The following is an 18,274-nucleotide window of genomic DNA, read 5'->3' on the forward strand; positions in this document are numbered from 1 at the left end:
ATTTGAACGGATCACAACCTGGTTACTAGGGTCAGGGCTCGAACCTCCGCGCAGTCGATCATCCAGCCCGGATGGCAGTGGGGGTTACCGCCGAGTTCGACGCGCCGGTACGTATGACGGGGGATGCCGACGCTCGGAGCCGGGGAACCACCGTTCCCGGGGTGAATCGGGGTCAGGTCGCGTCGACCAGGACGCGGTGAGACCTCGTAGGGCTACTTCCGGCCCGAACCCGACAGCTCACCCGGTAGGCGGCCGCAGGAAGAAGGAGCTCGCCTCCGTGGCGTCCCACCGTCGTCCCAAGCCCGCCAGTCGCACTCGCGTGACCGTGCTCACCGCGACCGCCGCGGCAGCCGTCGCCCTCTCCACGCAGGCGGCCAACGCCGACCCCAAGCCGAGTACTTCGGACGTCAAGTCCCAGGTGGACGACCTGAACCAGCAGGCGGAGACGGCCACCCAGCAGTACGACGGGGTCAAGGCGCAGCACGACCAGCTGCAGCAGCAGGTCAACGACCTGCAGAACAAGGTGGCCCGCGAGCAGGCCACGCTGAACAAGCTGGTGGACAACATCGGGACGCTCGCCGCCTCCCAGTACCGCAACGGCGGCATCGACCCGTCGGTCCAGCTGTTCCTCTCCTCCAACCCCAGCGACTTCCTCGACAAGGCCTCCACGCTCGACCAGTTGAGCGGCAAGCAGGCCGACGAGCTCAAGCAGATCGAGGAGCAAAAGCGCGTCCTGGACCAGGAGCGCACCGAGGCGGCCTCCAAGCTCGCCCAGCTGGACAGCACCCAGACGCAGCTCGAGCAGAAGAAGAAGGACGTCCAGGACAAGCTGTCCAAGGCGCAGGACCTGCTCAACTCGCTCACCGCGCAGCAGCGCGCCAGCATCGACCAGAGCAACCGGGCCAGCCGTGACACCCAGCGCCCCAACCTCGGCAACTCCCCGGCCGCCTCGCAGCGCGCCGCCGCCGCGTTGGCCGCCGCGGAGGGCGTCATCGGCGCACCGTACGTCTGGGGCGCCACCGGCCCCAGCTCCTTCGACTGCTCCGGCCTGACCTCCTGGGCGTACGCGCAGGCGGGTGTGTCCATACCCCGCACCACCTGGGACCAGGCCAACATCGGCCCGCACCTCAGCATGGACCAGCTCCAGCCCGGCGACCTGGTGCTGTTCTACGGCGACCTGCACCACGTCGGCCTGTACGCGGGCAACGGCATGGTGCTGCACGCCCCGCACACCGGTGCCAGCGTGCGGTTCGAGTCGATCAACGACATGCCGTTCCAGTTCGGCGTCCGGGTCGGCGGCTGACCGTCACCTCGCCAAGGCAACACCGAAGGGCCCCGTTCATCCGAGCGGGGCCCTTCGCGTACCCGGATCACCTCCACGGGTGGCCGCGGGCCGCGCGGCGAAAGTGCGCCGGACGGGTGACATGAAGTGTCGCGCCGAGCCCCTACGGGGCCGGTGACCTGCGAATCCGACGCGGCGTCAATTTTCGGTGGGCACCGGTGTTTTGAACCGACTGTGACGGCGACGCTACTGTCTGCCCGGCACAGAAGGAGGTGCGGCCCCCATGGCGATCCATCGCCGTCCTACGCGGCCGGGTCTGGCGCGGGCCACCCGGTTCACGGTGCTCTCCGCGGCCGCCATGGCCGCGGCGGTGTCCGCCACCGCTCCGGCGGGCGCCGCGCCGCAGGACAGCCCCGACGAGGTGAAGTCGCGGGTGGACGGGCTGTACCAGCAGGCGGAGCAGGCCACCGAGAAGTACGACGCCGCCCAGGAGCGGGCCGCCCGGTTGCGCGGCGAGTTGGAGAACCTGCGCAGCGAACTCGCCCGCGGCCAGGACGCGGTCAACCGGATGCGGGACGCGCTCGGCAAGGTCGCGGGCGCCCAGTACCGGGACGGCGGCGTCGATCCGGCGCTGGCCCTGCTGCTCTCCTCCGACCCCGGCGACTACCTCGACCGGGCCGCCACGTTGGACCGCATCGACAGCCGCCGGGCCGAGCAACTGCGCGCGTTGCAGGACGCCCAGCGGATCCTCGCCCAGGAGCACGACCAGGCCGCCACCAAGCTCGCCGAACTGGACCGGCTGCGCCGCACCCTGGAGGAGCACAAGAAGACCGTGCAGGGCAAGCTGGCCGAGGCGCAACGGCTGCTCGCCGCGCTGCCCGCCACCCAGCGGGACGCGATCGGCTTCGGACCCGCCGCGGACAACCGCACCGGCAGCCCGGGGCCGGATTCCACTTCGGGTTCCGCTTCCGGTTCCGCTCCGGACGGGGTGGCGGCCCTTGCGGACCTCGGGCCGCTGGACGGCCGGGCGTCCGAGGCGGTCGCCGCGGCCAGGGCCGCCATCGGCTCGCCGTACGCCTGGGGCAGCACCGGACCGGGCGCCTTCGACTGCTCGGGGCTGATGTACTGGGCCTACCAGCACGCGGGCATAACCCTGCCGCGCACCTCCCAGGAGCAGCTGTCCGCGGGACACCACGTCCCGCTGTCCCAGGCCCGCCCCGGCGACCTGGTCATCTACCGCAGCGACGCCAGCCACGTGGGCATGTACGTGGGCGGCGGCAAGGTCATCCACGCCCCCTATCCGGGCGCGCGGGTCCGCTACGACCCGGTCAACATGATGCCGGTGGCGGCCGTCGTCCGACCCTGACGGGCCGCTCCCGCCGGGTCGGCGGCGGCCAGGGGCGCCGGTGCGGGCCCGTGATGCTCCGGTTGCGCCGACCGTAGGATCGAGGCGTGCCGTCGCGGTGGATGTGGTTCCGGCTGGCTGCCGCCCTGGTGGCCCTGGCAGTGCTGGCCGGTTGCGGCGCCGGGGGGAGCCCGACGGACGTCGACCGGGCCGTACGGGCGGTGCTCGACGCACGGGCGCGCGCCGTACTGCGGCACGACGAGGCGGCGTTCCTGGCGAGCGTCGACCCCACGGCCACCGGGTTCCGGGACTCGCAGCGCCAGGTGTTCGGCAACCTGGTCAAGCTGCCGGTCGGCTCCTGGTCGTACCGCCTCCAACGCACCGACGCCTTCCCGCTCACCAGTGAGTCGGACGCCCAACGGCGGGTCGCCGCACAGGTGGAGCTGGAGTACACGCTGCGCGGCTACGACACCGCGCCGGTCTCCTCGGTGGCGTATCTGACGATGACCGAACGCGGCGGCCACTGGTACGTGGCCGCGCAGACCGACGGCGAACCCGCGGGCCGGCACACCACCGTCCAGCCCTGGGACCAGGGCAGCCTCACCGTGGTCGCCGGGCGGCGCAGCCTGGTACTCGGCCAGGGCGACGCACAGCGGCTCACCGGGTACGCGGACCTCGCCGACGCGGCCGTGCCCGTCGTCCAGAACGCCTGGCGGGGCGAGTGGCCGGGCAGGGCGATCGTCGAAGTCCCGCCCACCGAAGCCGACATGGCCGCCCTGCTGGGTGCCCAGCCCTCGGCGTACCAGGGGATCGCCGCGGTGACCACCGCCGAACTGCACGGCAACGGCAGCGCACCCGCCGACCGGGTCATCGTCAACCCGCAGGCCTTCTCCGGACTGAGCCCGCTGGGCCGACGCGTCGTGCTCACCCACGAGTTGACCCATGTGGCCACCCGCACCGCGACCACCCCGAACACCCCGCTGTGGCTGACCGAGGGCTTCGCCGAGTGGGTGGGCAACACCGGTACCGGCCAGCCCGTACAGCAGGTGGCCGCCGAGCTGCGGGCCGACGTGCGGGCCGGACGGCAGCCGCGACAACTGCCGTCCAACGCGGACTTCGGCAGTGCCAACAGCGGCCTGCCGCAGGCCTACGAGGGCGCCTGGCTGGCCTGCCGGATGGTCGCTGAGCAGTGGGGGAGCGGGGCACTGGTGCGGCTGTACCGGGCGGCGGGCCGCGAGTCCGCCGACGCCGCGCTGCGCGGCACGCTGGGTGTGGGCCTGGACCAGTTCACTGCCCGCTGGCAGACCTATGTGGCAAGGGAGTTGGGATGAGCGGCGAGCAGCCGGACTTCTCCGCCGAGGAGATCGCCCGCGGTCGCGCGCTGCGCCGGGCGCAGTGGCCACCGCTGCTCGCCGGGCGAGTGGTGTCGCTGGCGTTGCTGCTGGTGCTCGGGCTGACGCCGGTCGGCGCGGCCCTGGTGACGGCGGTGGCACGGCCGTTCGGCGGCGCCTGGAGCGCCCGGGTGCTGCTCGGCGGACTCGCGCTGCTGCTCGCCTCGGAGGCGGTGGAGCTGCCGTTCGCCGCCCGGGTACGGGTGGTGCGCCAGCGGTTCGGCCTGGTGACCCAGGGCTGGCCGGGCTGGGTCGCCGACCGGGCGCGCGGGCTGCTGATCGGCGCACCGCTGGCCCTGGCCGCGCTGTTCGGGGTCTACGCGCTGGCGGGGGCCACCCGATGGTGGTGGGCCTGGGCCGCGGGGGCCGCGGGCCTTGCGGCGGTGGTGCTGTCGTGGCTGGCGCCGGTGCTGCTGGAGCCGGTGTTCAACCGGTTCACGCCGATGGAACCCGGGCCGCTGCGCGAAGCGCTGCTGGCCCTGGCCGCCCGCGACCGGATCGCCGTGCGCGAGGTGCTGGTCGCCGACGCCTCCCGGCGTACCACCGCGCTCAACGCCTATGTGTCCGGCTTCGGCCGTACGCGTCGCATCGTCGTCTACGACACGCTGCTGGCCACCGCCCGGCCTCGGGAGGTCGAACTGGTCGCGGCGCATGAACTCGGCCACGTCAAGCACCGGGACGTACCGCGCGGCACACTGCTGGGCGCGCTGGGCGCGGCACTCGGGGTGTGCCTGCTGGCCGTACTGGCGCAGTGGTCACCGCTGCTGGCGGCGGCCGGTGTGCACCGGTTCGCCGACCCGCGGTCGATGGCGCTGCTGGCCGCGTTGGCGGCGCTGGGCTCGGCGCTCGCCGGGCCGGTCGGCTGTGCGCTCACCCGCCGGGTGGAGCGGCGCGCGGACCGGCACGCCCTGCGACTGACCGGGGATCCGGAGGAGTTCATCGCGATGCAGCGCCGGCTGACGGTCGCCAACGTGGCCGACCCGGATCCGCCCAGGGCGCTGCACCTGCTGTTCGGCACCCATCCGACGGCGGTGCAGCGCATCGCCGCCGCACGGGACTACCAGCGGGCTCAGATCGCGTAGATCCAGTTGGTCAGCATGTACGCGCCGAACCAGGTGCCGAACAGCGCGAACACCGCCGCCGCGGGCGCCGCCGAGCGCACCCCCGCCTTCGCGAACGCCCGGGCCAGCGGCACCAGGGCGAGCATCGCGGGCACCAGCAGCCGCAGCTTGGAGTGGTAGTAGTTGGTCTGCCCCACGGTGAGCGCGAACACCAGCAGCCCGTAGACCGCCAACGGCGGCCACGGCCGCCGCAGCACCGCGGTCACGCTCGCCGCCGCCAGCGCCACCAGCAGCACCGCGGTGACCACCGGAACCCAGTCGTGGCCGCGTTGCAGGGTGTCGGCGAGGAACTGCCAGGTGGCGTACCCCCAGTCCCAGGCGGTGTGCCAGCCTGCCTGCTGTATCACCATCCAGGCGTCCAGTCTGCCGAGCCGTAGCCCCACCCACGCCAGGTACAGCGGTACGCCCAGCAGGCCGACGGCCACCCCCGACACCGCCCGCCAGTCGATCCGCCGCTGCCGCCACATCGGCGGCAGCGCGGCGACCGCCAGCGCCAGCGCCACGGCGGCCCCGGTCGACCTGGCCAGCCCGGCCAGCAGCGCCAGCACGCCCGCCGTCAGCCACGCCCTGCGGTGCGCGGCGAGCAGACAGCACGCCGCCAGCAGCAGGAACAGGCTCTCGCTGTAGCCGATCCACAAGATGATGGCCATCGGCTGGGTGAACACCAGCAGCACCAGGCACAGCGCCACGCGCTCCCCGTACAGCCGGAGCCCCAGCCGGTACACGGCCACCGCCGCGCCCGCCGAGGCCAGCCAGGCTACAGCGAGGGACGCGCTCTGCCCGCTGAGGCCGGTGACCGCCGCCACCACCTTGATCAGCAGCGGGTAGAGCGGGAAGAACGCCAGCGTGTTGCCGGTCAGCTGGCCGTTGGCGTCGTAGCTGAACGAGTGCGGATAGCCCTGCTCGGCGATCGACACGTACCACTCGTTGTCCCACGACGTCAGCGCGGCGTGCAGCCAGTCCGGACGGGTGCTCAGCCACCACAGCATCAGCAGTTGCAGCAGCGCCGCGCCCGCCCACACGGCGAGCGCGGGACCGGCCTCACTCAGCAGCCGGCCGGCGGTCCGCGACACGGTTGCGGAAAGCGCGGTGTCGCTGTCGTTCCTCGCCGGGCGCGGCACGGAGTGCGCGGGCGCGACAGGGGAGTTCTCGGTGAGGTCCGGCAGCGGAGGCTCCTTCGCGCGGGTCAGGCGGGGTCACCGTGAGGCTACGCCACGATCCGCGCCGCCCCCCACTTCCGGTGCTGTCCAGGCGCGTGCCGCGGGGCACCGGGTACGGTCAGAGGGCGATGAACAAGACCCTGATCGTCACCAACGACTTCCCGCCGCGGCCGGGCGGCATCCAGGCCTTCGTACACAGCATGGCGTTGCGCCTCGACCCTGGACAGGTCGTTGTCTACGCCTCCACCTGGAAGGACGGCGAGGAGGTCGCCGCCTTCGACGCGGAGCAGCCGTTCCCGGTGGTGCGCGACCGCACCAGCGTGCTGCTGCCGACGCCGCGGATCACCCGGCGGGCGGTGCGGCTGCTGCGGGAGCACGGCTGCTCCTCGGTCTGGTTCGGCGCCGCCGCGCCGCTCGGGCTGATGGCCCCGGCGCTGCGCGCGGCGGGCGCCCGCAGGATCGTGGCGACGACGCACGGGCACGAGGCTGGCTGGGCCCAACTGCCCGCCGCCAGACAGCTGTTGCGGCGCATCGGCGAGGGTACGGACAACGTCACCTACCTCGGCGAGTACACCCGGTCGCGGATCGCCCCCGCGCTCAGCGGGCGGGCCGCGGCGCGGATGGTGCAACTGCCGCCCGGGGTCGACGAGAAGACCTTCCACCCCGCCTCGGGGGGCGCGGTGGTACGGGCCCGGCTGGGGCTGACCGACCGGCCGGTGGTCGTCTGCGTCTCGCGGCTGGTGCCGCGCAAGGGGCAGGACACGCTGATCCAGGCCATGCCGCGGATCCTGCGACGGGTGCCGGACGCGGTACTGCTGATCGTCGGCGGTGGGCCGTACCGGGCGCAACTGGAGCGGCTCGCCGCACAGATCGGGGTGGCCGAGTCCGTGCGGTTCACCGGGCCGGTGGCTTGGGAGGAACTGCCCGCGCACTACGGCGCGGGGGACGTGTTCGCTATGCCGTGCAGGACCCGGCGGGGCGGGCTGGACGTGGAGGGCCTCGGCATCGTCTACCTGGAGGCGTCCGCCACGGGGCTGCCGGTGGTGGCCGGAGACTCCGGCGGCGCGCCGGACGCCGTCCTCGACGGTGAGACGGGGTGGGTCGTACGGGGCGGTTCGGCGGTTGAGGCCGCCGAACGCGTCGCCGTGCTTCTCGAAGACCCCGAACTGCGGCGGCGGTTCGGCGACCGCGGGCGCCAGTGGGTCGAGGAGGCCTGGCGCTGGGATCTGCTGGCGGAGCGGCTCCGGGGGCTTCTGGGGTAGGGGGGCGGGCCGGGGCCTGCGGGGTGGGGGCCCTGGACCGTATGTTTACGGGCCCCTCCACGTCCGGCTTCGGTTGCCCGGTAGTTCGGCCCGCAAATACACGTCAGCGTCCAGGGCCCCCACCCCGCAGGCCCGGCCCCTCACGTACGGAGCAGAGGCGCGGCTACTGGGTGGGAAAGCCCACGGGCGGGGGAAGACCCTCCCCACCGGGGGAGACGGGCGGAGAACCGTCAGCGGGCGCGACGGGCGGCAGCCATCTCGCCCGGAACCGCTCAGCGCGAAGCGTAAATCGCCTCGATCTCGTCGGCGAAGTCCCGCAGGACGATGTTCCGCTTCAGCTTCAGCGACGGTGTCAGATGCCCCGACTCCTCACTGAACTGCGTCGGCAGGATGCGGAACTTCTTGACCGCCTCCGCGTGGGAGACCGCCGCGTTGCCGTCGTCCACCGCCCGCTGGACCTCCGCCAACAGGTCCGGGTCGGTACGGAGTTCGGCCACCGGCGTGCCGGCGGGCTTTCCGTGCTGCTCCGCCCAGCGCGGCAGGAACTCCTCGTCGAGCGTGACCAGCGCCCCGACGAACGGCCTGCCGTCACCGACCACCATGCACTCGGCGACCAGCGCGTGCGCCCGGATACGGTCCTCGATCACCGCTGGAGCGACGTTCTTGCCGCCCGCGGTGACGATGATCTCCTTCTTGCGCCCGGTGATCGTCAGATAGCCGTCCTCGTCCAGCGTGCCGATGTCCCCGGTGTGGAACCAGCCGTCCTCCAGCGCCTCGGCGGTGGCCCGCTCGTTGTTCCAGTAGCCGGTGAACAGGTGCTCCCCGTGCAGCAGCACCTCGCCGTCGTCGGCGATCCGCACCACGCTGCCCGGCAGCGGCTGGCCGACGGTGCCGATCTTGGTGCGGTCCCAGGGGTTGAACGCCGTCGCGGCGCAGGACTCGGTGAGCCCGTACCCCTCCAGCACGGTGAAGCCGATACCGCGGTAGAAGTGGCCGAGCCGCTCGCCCAGCGGCGCCCCGCCGGAGATGGCGTGGGTGGCCCGGCCGCCCAGCACGCCGCGCAGCTTGCCGTACACCAGCCGGTCGAAGACCTTGTGCCGCAGCCGCAGCGCGAAACCGGGACCGTTCGGGGTGTCCAGCGCCCGGCTGTACTCGATGGCGGTGTCCGCCGCCTTGTCGAAGATCTTCTCCTTGCCGCCCGAACGCGCCTGCGCCCGCGCCGAGTTGTAGACCTTCTCGAAAACCCGGGGCACGCTCAGCACCAACGAGGGCCGGAACGAGGCCAGTTCATCGGTGAGGTTCTTGACGTCGCTGACATGGCCGAGCTTGATCGGCGCCATCACGCACGCCACCTCGACCAGCCGGCCGAGCACATGCGCCAGCGGCAGGAACAGCAGCACCGACGACTCGCCGGTACGGAACAGCGGCGTCAGCCGGGCCACCACGTTGCCGCACTCGGCGAAGAAGCTGCGGTGGGTGAGCACACAGCCCTTGGGCCGGCCGGTGGTGCCCGAGGTGTAGACGATCGTGGCCGGGGTGTCGGCGTCGGCGATGGTGCTGCGCTCGTCGACCTCCGCGTCGGACACGTCACTGCCGGACGACGCGAGGGTCTCCACCGCGCCCGCGTCGATCCGCCACAGGTGCTTCAGCCGCGGAAGCCGCTCCCGTACCGACTCCACCACGTCCTCGTGCACGGTGGTCTCGACCACGCAGGCCACCGCTCCGGAGTCGCTGAGGATCCACTCCACCTGCTCGGCGGAGGACGTTTCGTATACGGGCACGGTGACCCCGCCCGCGCTCCAGATGGCGAAGTCCAGCAGCGTCCACTCGTACCGGGTACGGGACATCAGGGCGACGCGGTCACCGGGCTCGACACCGGAGGCGATCAGGCCCTTGGCGGCCGCGTGCACCTCGGCGAGGAACTGTCTGGCGGTCACGTCCTGCCAGCCCCCGTCACGCTTGCGAGCCAGCACCGGGACGTCGGGATGCTGCGCGGCGTTGCGGCGGATGAGATCCGTCAGATTGCCGTCGGCAGGGACCTCGTACAAAGCCGGAAGGCTGAACTCGCGCAAGACTGATGCTCCTCGTCGGCGCCGGCGGCGTTGTCGGCTGCGCTCGTGATCAAGAGCTGTATGGGACGGCCCGGACGTTACCCATCGGTAAAGCTTCCGGGATAGGGGTCAGGGGCAGATGTTCGCTGTGTCACACCACCCTCGATCGTCGTGGCACGCGCCACCGCCCTGTCCGTCCCCGCCGCCCGGACGTGACCGCAGCGGTGCTCCGGGCACCCTATTGCAGAGGTCTGGTGACCCGCAGGTAACCGCCGGTCCATCAGGCCGAACCCCTTGCGCGGCCCGTTAGGGTGATCGTCATGCGGGTCCATGTGGTGAGCGATGTCCACGGCGCCGTCGAGCCCCTCGCCAGGGCGGGGGACGGTGCGGACGCCCTGGTCTGCCTCGGCGACCTGATCCTCTTCCTGGACTACGCCGACCACTCGCGCGGGATCTTCCCCGAACTGTTCGGCACCGAGAACGCCGACCGCATCGTGGAGTTGCGCACCGCCCGCCGCTTCGAGGAGGCCCGCGCCCTGTCCCGGATGCTGTGGGACGGCATCGACCGGGCCGCCGCCGTGGAGCGCGCCGTTCGCAAGCAGTACGCCGAGATGTTCGCGGTGCTTCCCACACCGACGTACGCCACCTACGGCAACGTCGACATGCCCGATCTGTGGCCGGAGTTCGCCCGCCCCGGCACCCGCGTGCTGGACGGGAAGACGGTCGAGGTCGGCGGCCGGGTCTTCGGGTTCGTCGGCGGCGGACTGCGCACCCCGATGCGCACCCCCTACGAGATCGACGACGAGACCTACGCGGCCAAGGTCGCCGCGCTCGGCCCGGTCGACGTGCTCTGCTCGCACATCCCGCCCGCCGTGCCCGAGCTGTGCTACGACACCGTGGCCCGCCGCTTCGAACGCGGCAGCCAGGCGCTGCTCGACGCCATCCACACGGTGCGCCCCCGGTACGCGCTGTTCGGCCATGTCCACCAGCCGCTGGCCCAGCGGATGCGGATAGGGAACACCGAGTGCGTCAACGTCGGCCACTTCAACGCCACCCGCACCCCGTACGTCCTGGAGTGGTGACCGAGGCCGACCGAGGCGCTACCCACCGCCCGATCCACCCGCGATAACCTGACGCACCAGAAAAGCTCCAGGCGCGGCGCCGACGGTGCCGGGCGCCTGGCAGGACCGACGCGAAGTCCCGGAGGGGCCACGGCGATGGCGGAACACACCAGCTCTAGCATCACCATCGAGGCGGCCCCGGCCGACGTGATGAAGGTGATCTCGGACTTCGAGCGGTACCCGGAGTGGACCGGCGAGGTCAAGGAGGCCGAGATCCTCGCCAAGGACGACGAGGGCCGCGCGGAGCGGGTCCGGCTGGTGCTCGACGCCGGGGCGATCAAGGACGACCACACCCTGAAGTACACCTGGGGCGGCCCGAACAAGGTCAGCTGGTCGCTGGTGAAGTCGCAGATGCTGCGTGCCCTCGACGGCTCGTACACCCTGGTGCCACTCGCGGACGGCACGCGCACCGAGGTCACCTACCAGCTCACCGTCGACGTGAAGATCCCGATGCTCGGCATGATCAAGCGCAAGGCGGAGAAGGTCATCATCGACCGTGCGCTCGACGGGCTGAAGAAGCGCGTGGAGCAGGGCTGACCCTCGTGCGTACCGTCCTGGTCACCGGTCCCGGCGGCGCCGGGACCAGCACTGTCGCCGCGGCCACCGCGCTGGCCGCCGCGCGCGCCGGTGCCCGCGCCCTGCTGGTCACCGCCGACCCGCCGCCCGGACTCACCGCCGACGAGACGCCGGGACTGACCGTGCGGACGCTGGACAGCGCCGGTGTCTTCCAGGACCGGGCCGCGGAACTCCAGCAGCGGCTGTCCACCGTCTTCGAACTGCTCGGCGCCAGCCCGCTCGACCCCGAGGAGTTCACCGAACTGCCCGGCTCCCGGGAGTTCGCGCTGCTGCACGCGCTCGGTGGCACGGACGGCCACGACGTGGTGGTGGCCGATCTGCCGCCGGTGGACAGCGCCGTCCGGCTGCTGGCCCTGCCGGAGCAACTGCGCCGCTACCTCAGCCGGTTGCTGCCGCCGGAGCGGCAGGCCGCCCGTGCGCTGCGCCCGATGCTCGCCCAACTCGCCGGGGTGCCGATGCCCGCGGAGTGGCTTTACGAGACGGCCGCCCGCTGGGACGCCGAACTCGCCGCGGTCAACACGGTGATCGAGTCCGCCGCCACCACGGTCCGCCTGGTCGTGGAGCCGGGACCGCGCGCCGCGGCGGCCGTACGCGCCGCCCGTACCGGCCTCGCCCTGTTCGGGTACCGGGTGGAGTCGCTGACCGCCAACCGGCTGCTGCCGACCGGCTCCGCGGACCCGTTCCTGGCCGCGCTGTCCGGACAGCAGCAGAAGCATCTCAAAGCGCTGTACGAGGAGTTCGGCGCCGACGGCGTGCCGGTGCGCGAACTGCCGCACCTCGGCCGCGATCCGTACGGTCCCGACGACCTCGCGGTGCTCGGCGGGCCCGAGCTGGCCGTCGATCCGCTGCCCGACACACCGGCCGACCAACCGTGGAGCGTCGAGGACCGGTTGGCCGCGGAGGGACAACTGGTGTGGCGGCTACCGCTGCCCGGCGCCACCCGCGACACCCTCGACCTGGTCCGGCGGGGCGACGAAGTCGTCGTGGACGCGGGGCGGTTCCGGCGCATCATGCGGCTGCCGTCCGCGCTGCGCCGCTGCACCGTGACCGGGGCCGCGCTGCGCGACGGCGCCCTGCAGGTACGTTTCACCCCTGATCCGGCGCTGTGGCCCCAGTGAACGGGGCGTATCCGCCGGGCTAACGTTGGATAGGTCACGATGACCACACCCGGGTACGCCGCAGTGGTGTAGAACACACCATTGAGTACAACTGGTGAACCCACCGCCTCGGAACGCCGTTGAGGAGTCCGCGATGAGCGAAGGCCAGGACCGTCCGCAAACCGACGCCGACGCATGGGCCGCGGCCTGCGCCGAGGACCTCGCCGAGGAGCGTGCCCGCCGCCGTGCGCAGGCCGGTTACCGCCCCGGCAGCGCGGCGGACGAGCTGCGCAAGCTGGCCGAGGCCGTCGCCGACAAGGTCGCCGAACTGCGTTCCCCGGCCGCCGAGTTGGCCGCACAGACGGTGATCTCCCAGGTGCGCGCGGCGGTCGGGCCGATCCGCGAGCGCAACCCCGATGTCTTCGAGCACCTGGCCGCCGCCGGATCCGAGCTGCTGGCCGCCTACCAGGCCGCGGTGACCGGTCAGGAGAGCCGGTGGACCCAGGGCGGCAGCAAAGATCAGCGTTCAGGAAGTGAACACATCGACCTCGACTGAGCCCTCCTCGGGTACGGTTGCCTTAAGCGGGGTTCGACCAAAATCTGAGGGACACATGGGACTCACCATCGGCGTCGACATCGGCGGCACCAAGATCGCGGCCGGCGTGGTCGACGAGGAGGGCACGATCCTCGAAACCTGCAAGGTGCCGACCCCGTCGACGCCCGAGGGCGTCATCGATGCCATCGCGGACGCGGTGCGCACGGTCAGCGCCTCCCACCGGATCGACGCCGTCGGTATCGGCGCCGCGGGATACGTGGACGACAAGCGCGCCACCGTACTGTTCGCGCCGAACATCAACTGGCGCCACGAGGCGCTCAAGGACAAGGTCGAACAGCGGGTCGGCCTGCCCGTGGTGGTGGAGAACGACGCCAACGCCGCGGCCTGGGGCGAGTACCGGTTCGGCGCCGGCCAGGGCCATGACGACGTGGTCTGCATCACCCTCGGCACCGGCCTGGGCGGCGGCATCATCATCGGCGGCAAGCTGCACCGAGGCCGCTTCGGCGTCGCGGGCGAGTTCGGCCACATCCGGGTGGTGCCGGACGGGCTGCTGTGCGGATGCGGCAGCCAGGGCTGCTGGGAGCAGTACGCCTCCGGGCGCGCCCTGGTCCGCTACGCCCGGCAGCGCGCGGCGGCCACGCCGGAGAACGCGGTGGTCCTGCTCGGCCTGGGCGACGGCACCATCGACGCCATCGAGGGCAAGCACATCAGCGAGGCCGCCAGGAAGGGCGACCCGGTGGCCGTCGACTCGTTCCGCGAGCTGGCCCGCTGGGCCGGAGCCGGACTGGCCGACCTGGCCTCCCTCTTCGACCCCTCGGCGTTCATCGTCGGTGGCGGGGTCTCCGACGAGGGCGACCTGGTGCTGGAACCGATCCGCAAGTCCTTCCGCCGCTGGCTGGTGGGCGGTCAGTGGCGGCCGCACGCCCAGGTGCTCGCCGCCCAGCTCGGCGGTGAGGCAGGACTGGTCGGCGCGGCCGACCTGGCACGTCAGGGCTGACCGAACAGGAGCCGCCGTGGGCACAGTGGACCAGCTGCCGAACTCGCGTACCGAACCGGACGGTTCGGCGGTCGTCCGTGTGCTCAGCTACAACGTGCGTTCCATGCGGGACGACCGGGCGGCGCTGGCCCGGGTGATCCGGGCCTGCGCTCCCGACGTGGTCTGCGTCCAGGAGGCCCCGCGCTTCTTCCGGTGGCGCAAGCACGCGGCGTGGCTGGCCCGGGAGTCCGGCCTGGTCACGGTCAGCGGCGGGGCCACCGCCGCCGGGCCGATGATCCTGGCCAATCTGCGGGCCCATGTGGAGCACACCGAGGACCTGCTGCTGCCCCGCACCACAGGGCTGCACCAGCGCGGCTTCGCGACCGCCGTGCTGAGGTTCGGTGCCGCGCGGCTGGGGGTGATCAGCTGCCATCTGAGCGTCAACGCCGACGAGCGCTACGCGCAGTCCGGCCTGCTGCTCGACCGGGTCGCGGCGGCTGGGGAGCCGCACCTGGTGGTCGGCGGTGACTTCAACGACCACCCCGACGGGCGGTCGTTCTCCCGCATCGCCAGCGAACTGCAGGACGGGTGGGCGGTACGGCCGTGGGGCGGCGAGTTCACCTCCCGCCCCGGTGACCCGTACCAGCGCCTCGACGCGGTCTTCGCCACCAAGAGCGTGGAGTTCCTGGGCTGCGGCGTACCCGACAAGCTGCCGGGCATCAGGACGGACGACCTGATCGCGGCCACCGACCACCTGCCGGTCCTGGCGGCCCTGCGCGTCCCCAGCGGGCTGAGCGCCTAGACGACGGCCCCGCCGTGCGGGTCGTCGTCCTCCTCACGGCCCTTCATCCGCGCCACCAGCGTGGTGAAGCCGCCCAGGAAGCCGCCGACCCCCAGCAGCATCGCCCACCAGGTCAACGGCTCCTGGAACAGCACGAACCCGAGCACCAGCAGCGGTCCGCCGAGCACCGCGATCCAGGCGAACTTGGTGGTGACGTCGCTCGGTGGCAGCGGCGGCGGCTCCGGCGGCACGAAGTGCCCCTCGTCCTCGTCCTCGTCGTCGGCGACCTCGTAGTCCCGCGGCCCGGACCGCGGTGCCCGTATGACGAACTCCCGCGGCACCTCAGGAACGCCGCTGTTGGTCGCCCGCTCCTGCTCCTGCGCGGCTTCCGGCCAGCCGTCGGGCAGCTCCGGCTCCTCGCCGTACCCCGCGACGATCTGCGCCCAGGCCGCCTCCTCGTCCAGCGGCGCACCCGCGCCACCCGCCGGGTCCCGCGGCTCCGCGCCCTCCGCGCCGTCCTGCGGCGGCTCGTCACGCTCCGCCACTGGCCACCTCGACCTCCCCGTCCGGCGCGGGCGCCAACCGCCGTACGAACTCGTAGCTGGACCGGAAGAGCCGCTCGGCGTCGTGGTCCAGCGGTACCACGTGGTAGCTGCGCTCCAGGATGGTGCGGGTCAGGTCGGTGGAGCCCAGCCGCCGCTCCACCAGGTCGCCGTTGGCCGGGTGCACCACATGGTCCACCCGGCTGTTGAACAGCAGCACGGGCTGGGTCACCTTCGGCAGATCGGCCTGGACGATCCGCCAGAACCTCGACAGGGAGTGCACCGCGTGCAGCGGGGTGCGGTCGTAGCCCAGCTCCACACTGTCCTCCCTGGCGATGTCGCTGGCGATGCCCTTCACCGACGGGACGAAGTGCCGGGCCACCGGCACCAGCCGCAACCGCCCGCCGTCCGCCTTGACCGACGGGTTGACCAGTACGATGCCACTGATCGCCGGGCCGTGCTCGGCCGCCAGATGGATGGTGAGCGCACCGCCCATCGACAGCCCGAAGACGAACACCCGCGAACAGCGCTCACGCAGCGCGCGCAGTTCCCGGTCGACCTCCGCGTACCAGTCCTGCCATCCGGTGACCCCCAGGTCCTGCCAGCGGGTGCCGTGCCCGGGAAGCAGCGGCAGTGACACGGACAGACCGCGCTCGGCGAGGTACTCCGCCCAGGGGCGCAGGGACTGCGGCGAGCCGGTGAGGCCGTGGCACAGCAGCACACCGGTCGGTCCGCCGTCATGGCGGTACGGTTCGGCTCCGGGCATGAGCGGCACCGTGGGCCTCCTGTTCATGGGCGCGATCCCTGGGTGGGGCGGTACCGGTTCAGCGGCGCTGACGGCACACGGCACGGACAGGTACCTCACAGTACGCGGCCGGGTGGGCACCCGGTAGGTCAGTCGGACGCGGGCGCCGCGCGCCGTCGGCGTTCCCCACCCGCCGCCCACCGTCGCCCTCACCGGAAGCGCCGCGCGGCGGCGTTCGTATGTACGGGCGGCAGGACCCCCGCCCGGGCAGGTTAAGGTCTACCGTCGCCTTACAGGAGGTCCTCGGTTGTTCTACGGCGTGATGAAGCTGACGCTCGGCGGGTCGCTCAAGCTCGCCTTCAAGCCCTGGGTGGAGGGGCTGGAGAACATCCCCAAGGAAGGCCCGGCGATCCTGGCGAGCAATCACCTGTCCTTCTCCGACTCGTTCTTCCTGCCCGCGGTCCTCGACCGCAAGGTCACCTTCATCGCGAAAGCCGAATATTTCACCTCACCCGGGGTCAAGGGGAAGCTGACCGCGGCGTTCTTCAAGGGCGTGGGCCAGCTGCCGGTGGACCGCTCCGGTGCGCGCGGCGCGGGTGAGGCGGCGGTCAAGAGCGGCCTTGAGGTACTGGCCCGCGGTGAGCTGTTCGGCATCTACCCCGAGGGCACCCGCTCGCCGGACGGCCGCCTGTACCGCGGCAAGCCCGGCGGGCTGGCCCGGGTCGCGCTCGCCTCGGGGGCACCGGTGATCCCGGTCGCCATGATCGACACCGAGAAGATCCAGCCGCCGGGCAAGGTCGTGCCGAAGCTGATGAGCCCCGGCATCCGGATCGGCAAGCCGCTGGACTTCAGCCGCTACCACGGCATGGAGAACGACCGCTTCATCCTGCGCTCGGTGACCGACGAGGTCATGTACGAGATCATGAAGCTGTCCGGCCAGGAGTACGTGGACATCTACGCCACCGCCGCCAAGCGCCAGATCGCCGAGGCGAAGAAGCAGGCCGAGGAGGCCGAGAAGGCCGCCAAGCAGCACAGGCCCGGCTCCTGACCGGCTCGCGCCGCGCCGGCCGCGCCACCCGTTTGGGTGATGCGTGCGCCCCAACTCCCTTGTGACAGCCGGGAATCCGCGCCACGGGCGATCCCCTGTGACCTGGACCACGGCTAGCGTGTGCCGTGTTGGCTGCCAGCGTCATAGACAGGGAGGAATCCATGCGCGTCGGAGTGCTGACCGGCGGAGGCGACTGCCCCGGGCTGAACGCGGTCATCCGAGCCCTGGTACGCAAGGGCGTACAGCAGTACGGGCATGAGTTCGTGGGTTTCCGGGACGGCTGGCGCGGCCCGCTCGAAGGCCACACCAAGCAGTTGGACATCCCGGCGGTACGCGGCATCCTGCCGCGCGGCGGCACCATCCTCGGCTCGTCCCGCACCAATCCGCTGAAGGTCGAGGACGGGGTGCGCAAGGTCAAGGAGAACCTCGCCAAACACGAGGTGGACGCTCTGGTGGCGATCGGCGGCGAGGACACCCTCGGCGTGGCGGCCACCCTCGCCGACCAGTACGGCGTGCCGTGCGTGGGCGTGCCCAAGACCATCGACAACGACCTGAGCGCCACCGACTACACCTTCGGCTTCGACACCGCGGTCAACATCGCCACCGAGGCCATCGACCGGCTGCACACCACCGCCGAGTCGCACATGCGGGTGCTGGTGATCGAGGTCATGGGCCGCCACGCGGGCTGGATCGCGCTGCACGCCGGGCTCGCGGGCGGCGCCAACGTCATCCTCATCCCCGAGCAGCGCTTCGACATCGACGAGGTCTGCGGCTGGGTGGAGAGCCGCTTCAAGGTGCGCTACGCGCCGATCATCGTGGTCGCCGAGGGCGCCATGCCCAAGGACGGTGAACTGGTCACCAAGGACGGCACGTTGGACTCCTTCGGGCACGTCCGGCTGTCCGGGATCGGCGACTGGCTGGCCAAGGAGATCGAGAAGCGCACCGGCAAGGAGGCCAGGACCACGGTCCTGGGGCACATTCAGCGGGGCGGCACCCCGTCGGCGTTCGACCGGTGGCTGGCCACGCGGTTCGGGCTGCATGCGATCGACGCCGTCCAGGAAGGCGACTTCGGGAAGATGGTCGCTCTCCGGGGGACGGACATCGTCCGCGTCGCGCTCGGTGAGGCCACGGCCAAACTCAAGACCGTTGATCCCGCGTTGTACGCGGAAGCCGGGGTGTTCTTCGGCTGACCGCCGGTGGTGGGTGGGCTCGCGCCCACC

The 18,274-nt window shown here is 72.0% G+C and carries 17 protein-coding genes and 1 riboswitch; of the genes, 13 read left to right on the forward strand and 4 right to left on the reverse strand.

Features of this window, described 5'->3' with window-relative positions; translation table 11 throughout:
- Positions 1-114: 114 nt before the first annotated feature.
- Positions 115-267, forward strand: a riboswitch (cyclic di-AMP (ydaO/yuaA leader).
- Between the two features lie 10 nt (positions 268-277).
- From O5O46_RS06810 to O5O46_RS06825, 4 genes are all read left to right on the forward strand, one after another.
- Positions 278-1,303, forward strand: coding sequence for a C40 family peptidase (locus O5O46_RS06810; protein ID WP_269854326.1), 1,026 nt, complete (start codon positions 278-280; stop codon positions 1,301-1,303).
- A 262-nt stretch (positions 1,304-1,565) separates the two neighbouring features.
- Entirely contained in the window at positions 1,566-2,648 is a 1,083-nt protein-coding gene (locus tag O5O46_RS06815) for a C40 family peptidase (RefSeq protein WP_269854327.1), read from the forward strand.
- Between the two features lie 86 nt (positions 2,649-2,734).
- Positions 2,735-3,958 (forward strand): hypothetical protein, encoded by a 1,224-nt coding sequence (locus O5O46_RS06820; protein WP_269854328.1) that lies wholly within the window; start codon positions 2,735-2,737, stop codon positions 3,956-3,958.
- Complete coding sequence (locus O5O46_RS06825) at positions 3,955-5,100, forward strand: M48 family metalloprotease (protein WP_269854329.1); 1,146 nt, start codon at positions 3,955-3,957, stop codon at positions 5,098-5,100. The genes O5O46_RS06820 and O5O46_RS06825 overlap by 4 nt, the downstream gene beginning before the upstream one ends.
- On the opposite strand, the gene O5O46_RS06830 is transcribed toward O5O46_RS06825, so the two are convergent.
- Positions 5,088-6,212, reverse strand: a complete 1,125-nt coding sequence (locus tag O5O46_RS06830; protein WP_269854330.1) for a mannosyltransferase family protein — start codon at positions 6,210-6,212, stop codon at positions 5,088-5,090. The two genes, O5O46_RS06825 and O5O46_RS06830, sit on opposite strands and share 13 nt — an antisense overlap.
- 215 nt (positions 6,213-6,427) lie before the next feature.
- Between O5O46_RS06830 and O5O46_RS06835 the strand changes: the two genes are divergently transcribed.
- Positions 6,428-7,561, forward strand: a complete 1,134-nt coding sequence (locus O5O46_RS06835) for a glycosyltransferase family 4 protein (RefSeq protein ID WP_269854331.1) — start codon at positions 6,428-6,430, stop codon at positions 7,559-7,561.
- Between the two features lie 272 nt (positions 7,562-7,833).
- On the opposite strand, the gene O5O46_RS06840 is transcribed toward O5O46_RS06835, so the two are convergent.
- Positions 7,834-9,633 carry an AMP-dependent synthetase/ligase gene (locus tag O5O46_RS06840; protein WP_269854332.1) on the reverse strand — a complete coding sequence of 600 codons (1,800 nt, stop codon included), beginning with the start codon at positions 9,631-9,633 and terminating at the stop codon, positions 7,834-7,836.
- Positions 9,634-9,932: 299 nt separating this feature from the next.
- Between O5O46_RS06840 and O5O46_RS06845 the strand changes: the two genes are divergently transcribed.
- The 6 genes from O5O46_RS06845 to O5O46_RS06870 all read left to right on the forward strand — a co-directional run bounded on the left by O5O46_RS06845 (position 9,933) and on the right by O5O46_RS06870 (position 14,740).
- On the forward strand, positions 9,933-10,694 hold the full coding sequence (locus O5O46_RS06845; RefSeq protein ID WP_269854333.1) for a metallophosphoesterase family protein: 762 nt from the start codon (positions 9,933-9,935) through the stop codon (positions 10,692-10,694).
- Between the two features lie 135 nt (positions 10,695-10,829).
- Positions 10,830-11,270: an SRPBCC family protein gene (locus O5O46_RS06850; RefSeq protein WP_269854334.1), complete on the forward strand. Its 441-nt coding sequence runs from the start codon at positions 10,830-10,832 to the stop codon at positions 11,268-11,270.
- Positions 11,271-11,275: 5 nt separating this feature from the next.
- The gene (locus O5O46_RS06855) at positions 11,276-12,427 is read left to right on the forward strand and encodes an ArsA family ATPase (RefSeq protein WP_269854335.1); all 1,152 of its coding nucleotides are present in this window, start codon (positions 11,276-11,278) and stop codon (positions 12,425-12,427) included.
- Between the two features lie 133 nt (positions 12,428-12,560).
- Complete coding sequence (locus O5O46_RS06860) at positions 12,561-12,962, forward strand: DUF5304 family protein (RefSeq protein WP_269854336.1); 402 nt, start codon at positions 12,561-12,563, stop codon at positions 12,960-12,962.
- A gap of 55 nt (positions 12,963-13,017) precedes the next feature.
- Positions 13,018-13,959, forward strand: coding sequence for an ROK family glucokinase (locus O5O46_RS06865; RefSeq protein WP_269854337.1), 942 nt, complete (start codon positions 13,018-13,020; stop codon positions 13,957-13,959).
- Between the two features lie 16 nt (positions 13,960-13,975).
- Positions 13,976-14,740 carry an endonuclease/exonuclease/phosphatase family protein gene (locus O5O46_RS06870; RefSeq protein ID WP_443072412.1) on the forward strand — a complete coding sequence of 255 codons (765 nt, stop codon included), beginning with the start codon at positions 13,976-13,978 and terminating at the stop codon, positions 14,738-14,740.
- On the opposite strand, the gene O5O46_RS06875 is transcribed toward O5O46_RS06870, so the two are convergent.
- Both O5O46_RS06875 and O5O46_RS06880 read right to left on the reverse strand, forming a co-directional pair.
- Positions 14,737-15,264 carry a hypothetical protein gene (locus O5O46_RS06875; RefSeq protein ID WP_269854338.1) on the reverse strand — a complete coding sequence of 176 codons (528 nt, stop codon included), beginning with the start codon at positions 15,262-15,264 and terminating at the stop codon, positions 14,737-14,739. The two genes, O5O46_RS06870 and O5O46_RS06875, sit on opposite strands and share 4 nt — an antisense overlap.
- Positions 15,251-16,036, reverse strand: coding sequence for an alpha/beta hydrolase (locus O5O46_RS06880; RefSeq protein ID WP_269854595.1), 786 nt, complete (start codon positions 16,034-16,036; stop codon positions 15,251-15,253). Before O5O46_RS06880 ends, O5O46_RS06875 begins: the two co-directional genes overlap by 14 nt.
- A 292-nt stretch (positions 16,037-16,328) precedes the next feature.
- Here O5O46_RS06880 and O5O46_RS06885 point away from each other — a divergent pair, with 292 nt between their 5' ends.
- Together O5O46_RS06885 and O5O46_RS06890 are read left to right on the forward strand one after the other, a co-directional pair.
- Positions 16,329-17,054, forward strand: a complete 726-nt coding sequence (locus O5O46_RS06885) for a lysophospholipid acyltransferase family protein (RefSeq protein ID WP_269854596.1) — start codon at positions 16,329-16,331, stop codon at positions 17,052-17,054.
- A 161-nt stretch (positions 17,055-17,215) separates the two neighbouring features.
- A complete protein-coding gene (locus tag O5O46_RS06890; RefSeq protein WP_269854339.1) occupies positions 17,216-18,244 on the forward strand; it encodes a 6-phosphofructokinase in 1,029 nt (342 codons plus the stop codon).
- The last annotated feature ends 30 nt before the right edge of the window (positions 18,245-18,274 follow it).

Source organism: Streptomyces sp. RPT161, from assembly GCF_027533845.1.
Taxonomy (GTDB): Bacteria; Actinomycetota; Actinomycetes; order Streptomycetales; family Streptomycetaceae; genus Streptantibioticus_A; species Streptantibioticus_A silvisoli_A.

What these genes read in the sequence shown, in the direction of transcription:
- O5O46_RS06815 (WP_269854327.1), top strand. Translation starts at nt 1,566, where the DNA reads ATGGCGATCCATCGCCGTCCTACGCGGCCGGGTCTGGCGCGGGCCACC.
- O5O46_RS06825 (WP_269854329.1), top strand. Translation starts at nt 3,955, where the DNA reads ATGAGCGGCGAGCAGCCGGACTTCTCCGCCGAGGAGATCGCCCGCGGT.
- O5O46_RS06835 (WP_269854331.1), top strand. Translation starts at nt 6,428, where the DNA reads ATGAACAAGACCCTGATCGTCACCAACGACTTCCCGCCGCGGCCGGGC.
- O5O46_RS06845 (WP_269854333.1), top strand. Translation starts at nt 9,933, where the DNA reads ATGCGGGTCCATGTGGTGAGCGATGTCCACGGCGCCGTCGAGCCCCTC.
- O5O46_RS06850 (WP_269854334.1), top strand. Translation starts at nt 10,830, where the DNA reads ATGGCGGAACACACCAGCTCTAGCATCACCATCGAGGCGGCCCCGGCC.
- O5O46_RS06860 (WP_269854336.1), top strand. Translation starts at nt 12,561, where the DNA reads ATGAGCGAAGGCCAGGACCGTCCGCAAACCGACGCCGACGCATGGGCC.
- O5O46_RS06865 (WP_269854337.1), top strand. Translation starts at nt 13,018, where the DNA reads ATGGGACTCACCATCGGCGTCGACATCGGCGGCACCAAGATCGCGGCC.
- O5O46_RS06885 (WP_269854596.1), top strand. Translation starts at nt 16,329, where the DNA reads ATGAAGCTGACGCTCGGCGGGTCGCTCAAGCTCGCCTTCAAGCCCTGG.
- O5O46_RS06890 (WP_269854339.1), top strand. Translation starts at nt 17,216, where the DNA reads ATGCGCGTCGGAGTGCTGACCGGCGGAGGCGACTGCCCCGGGCTGAAC.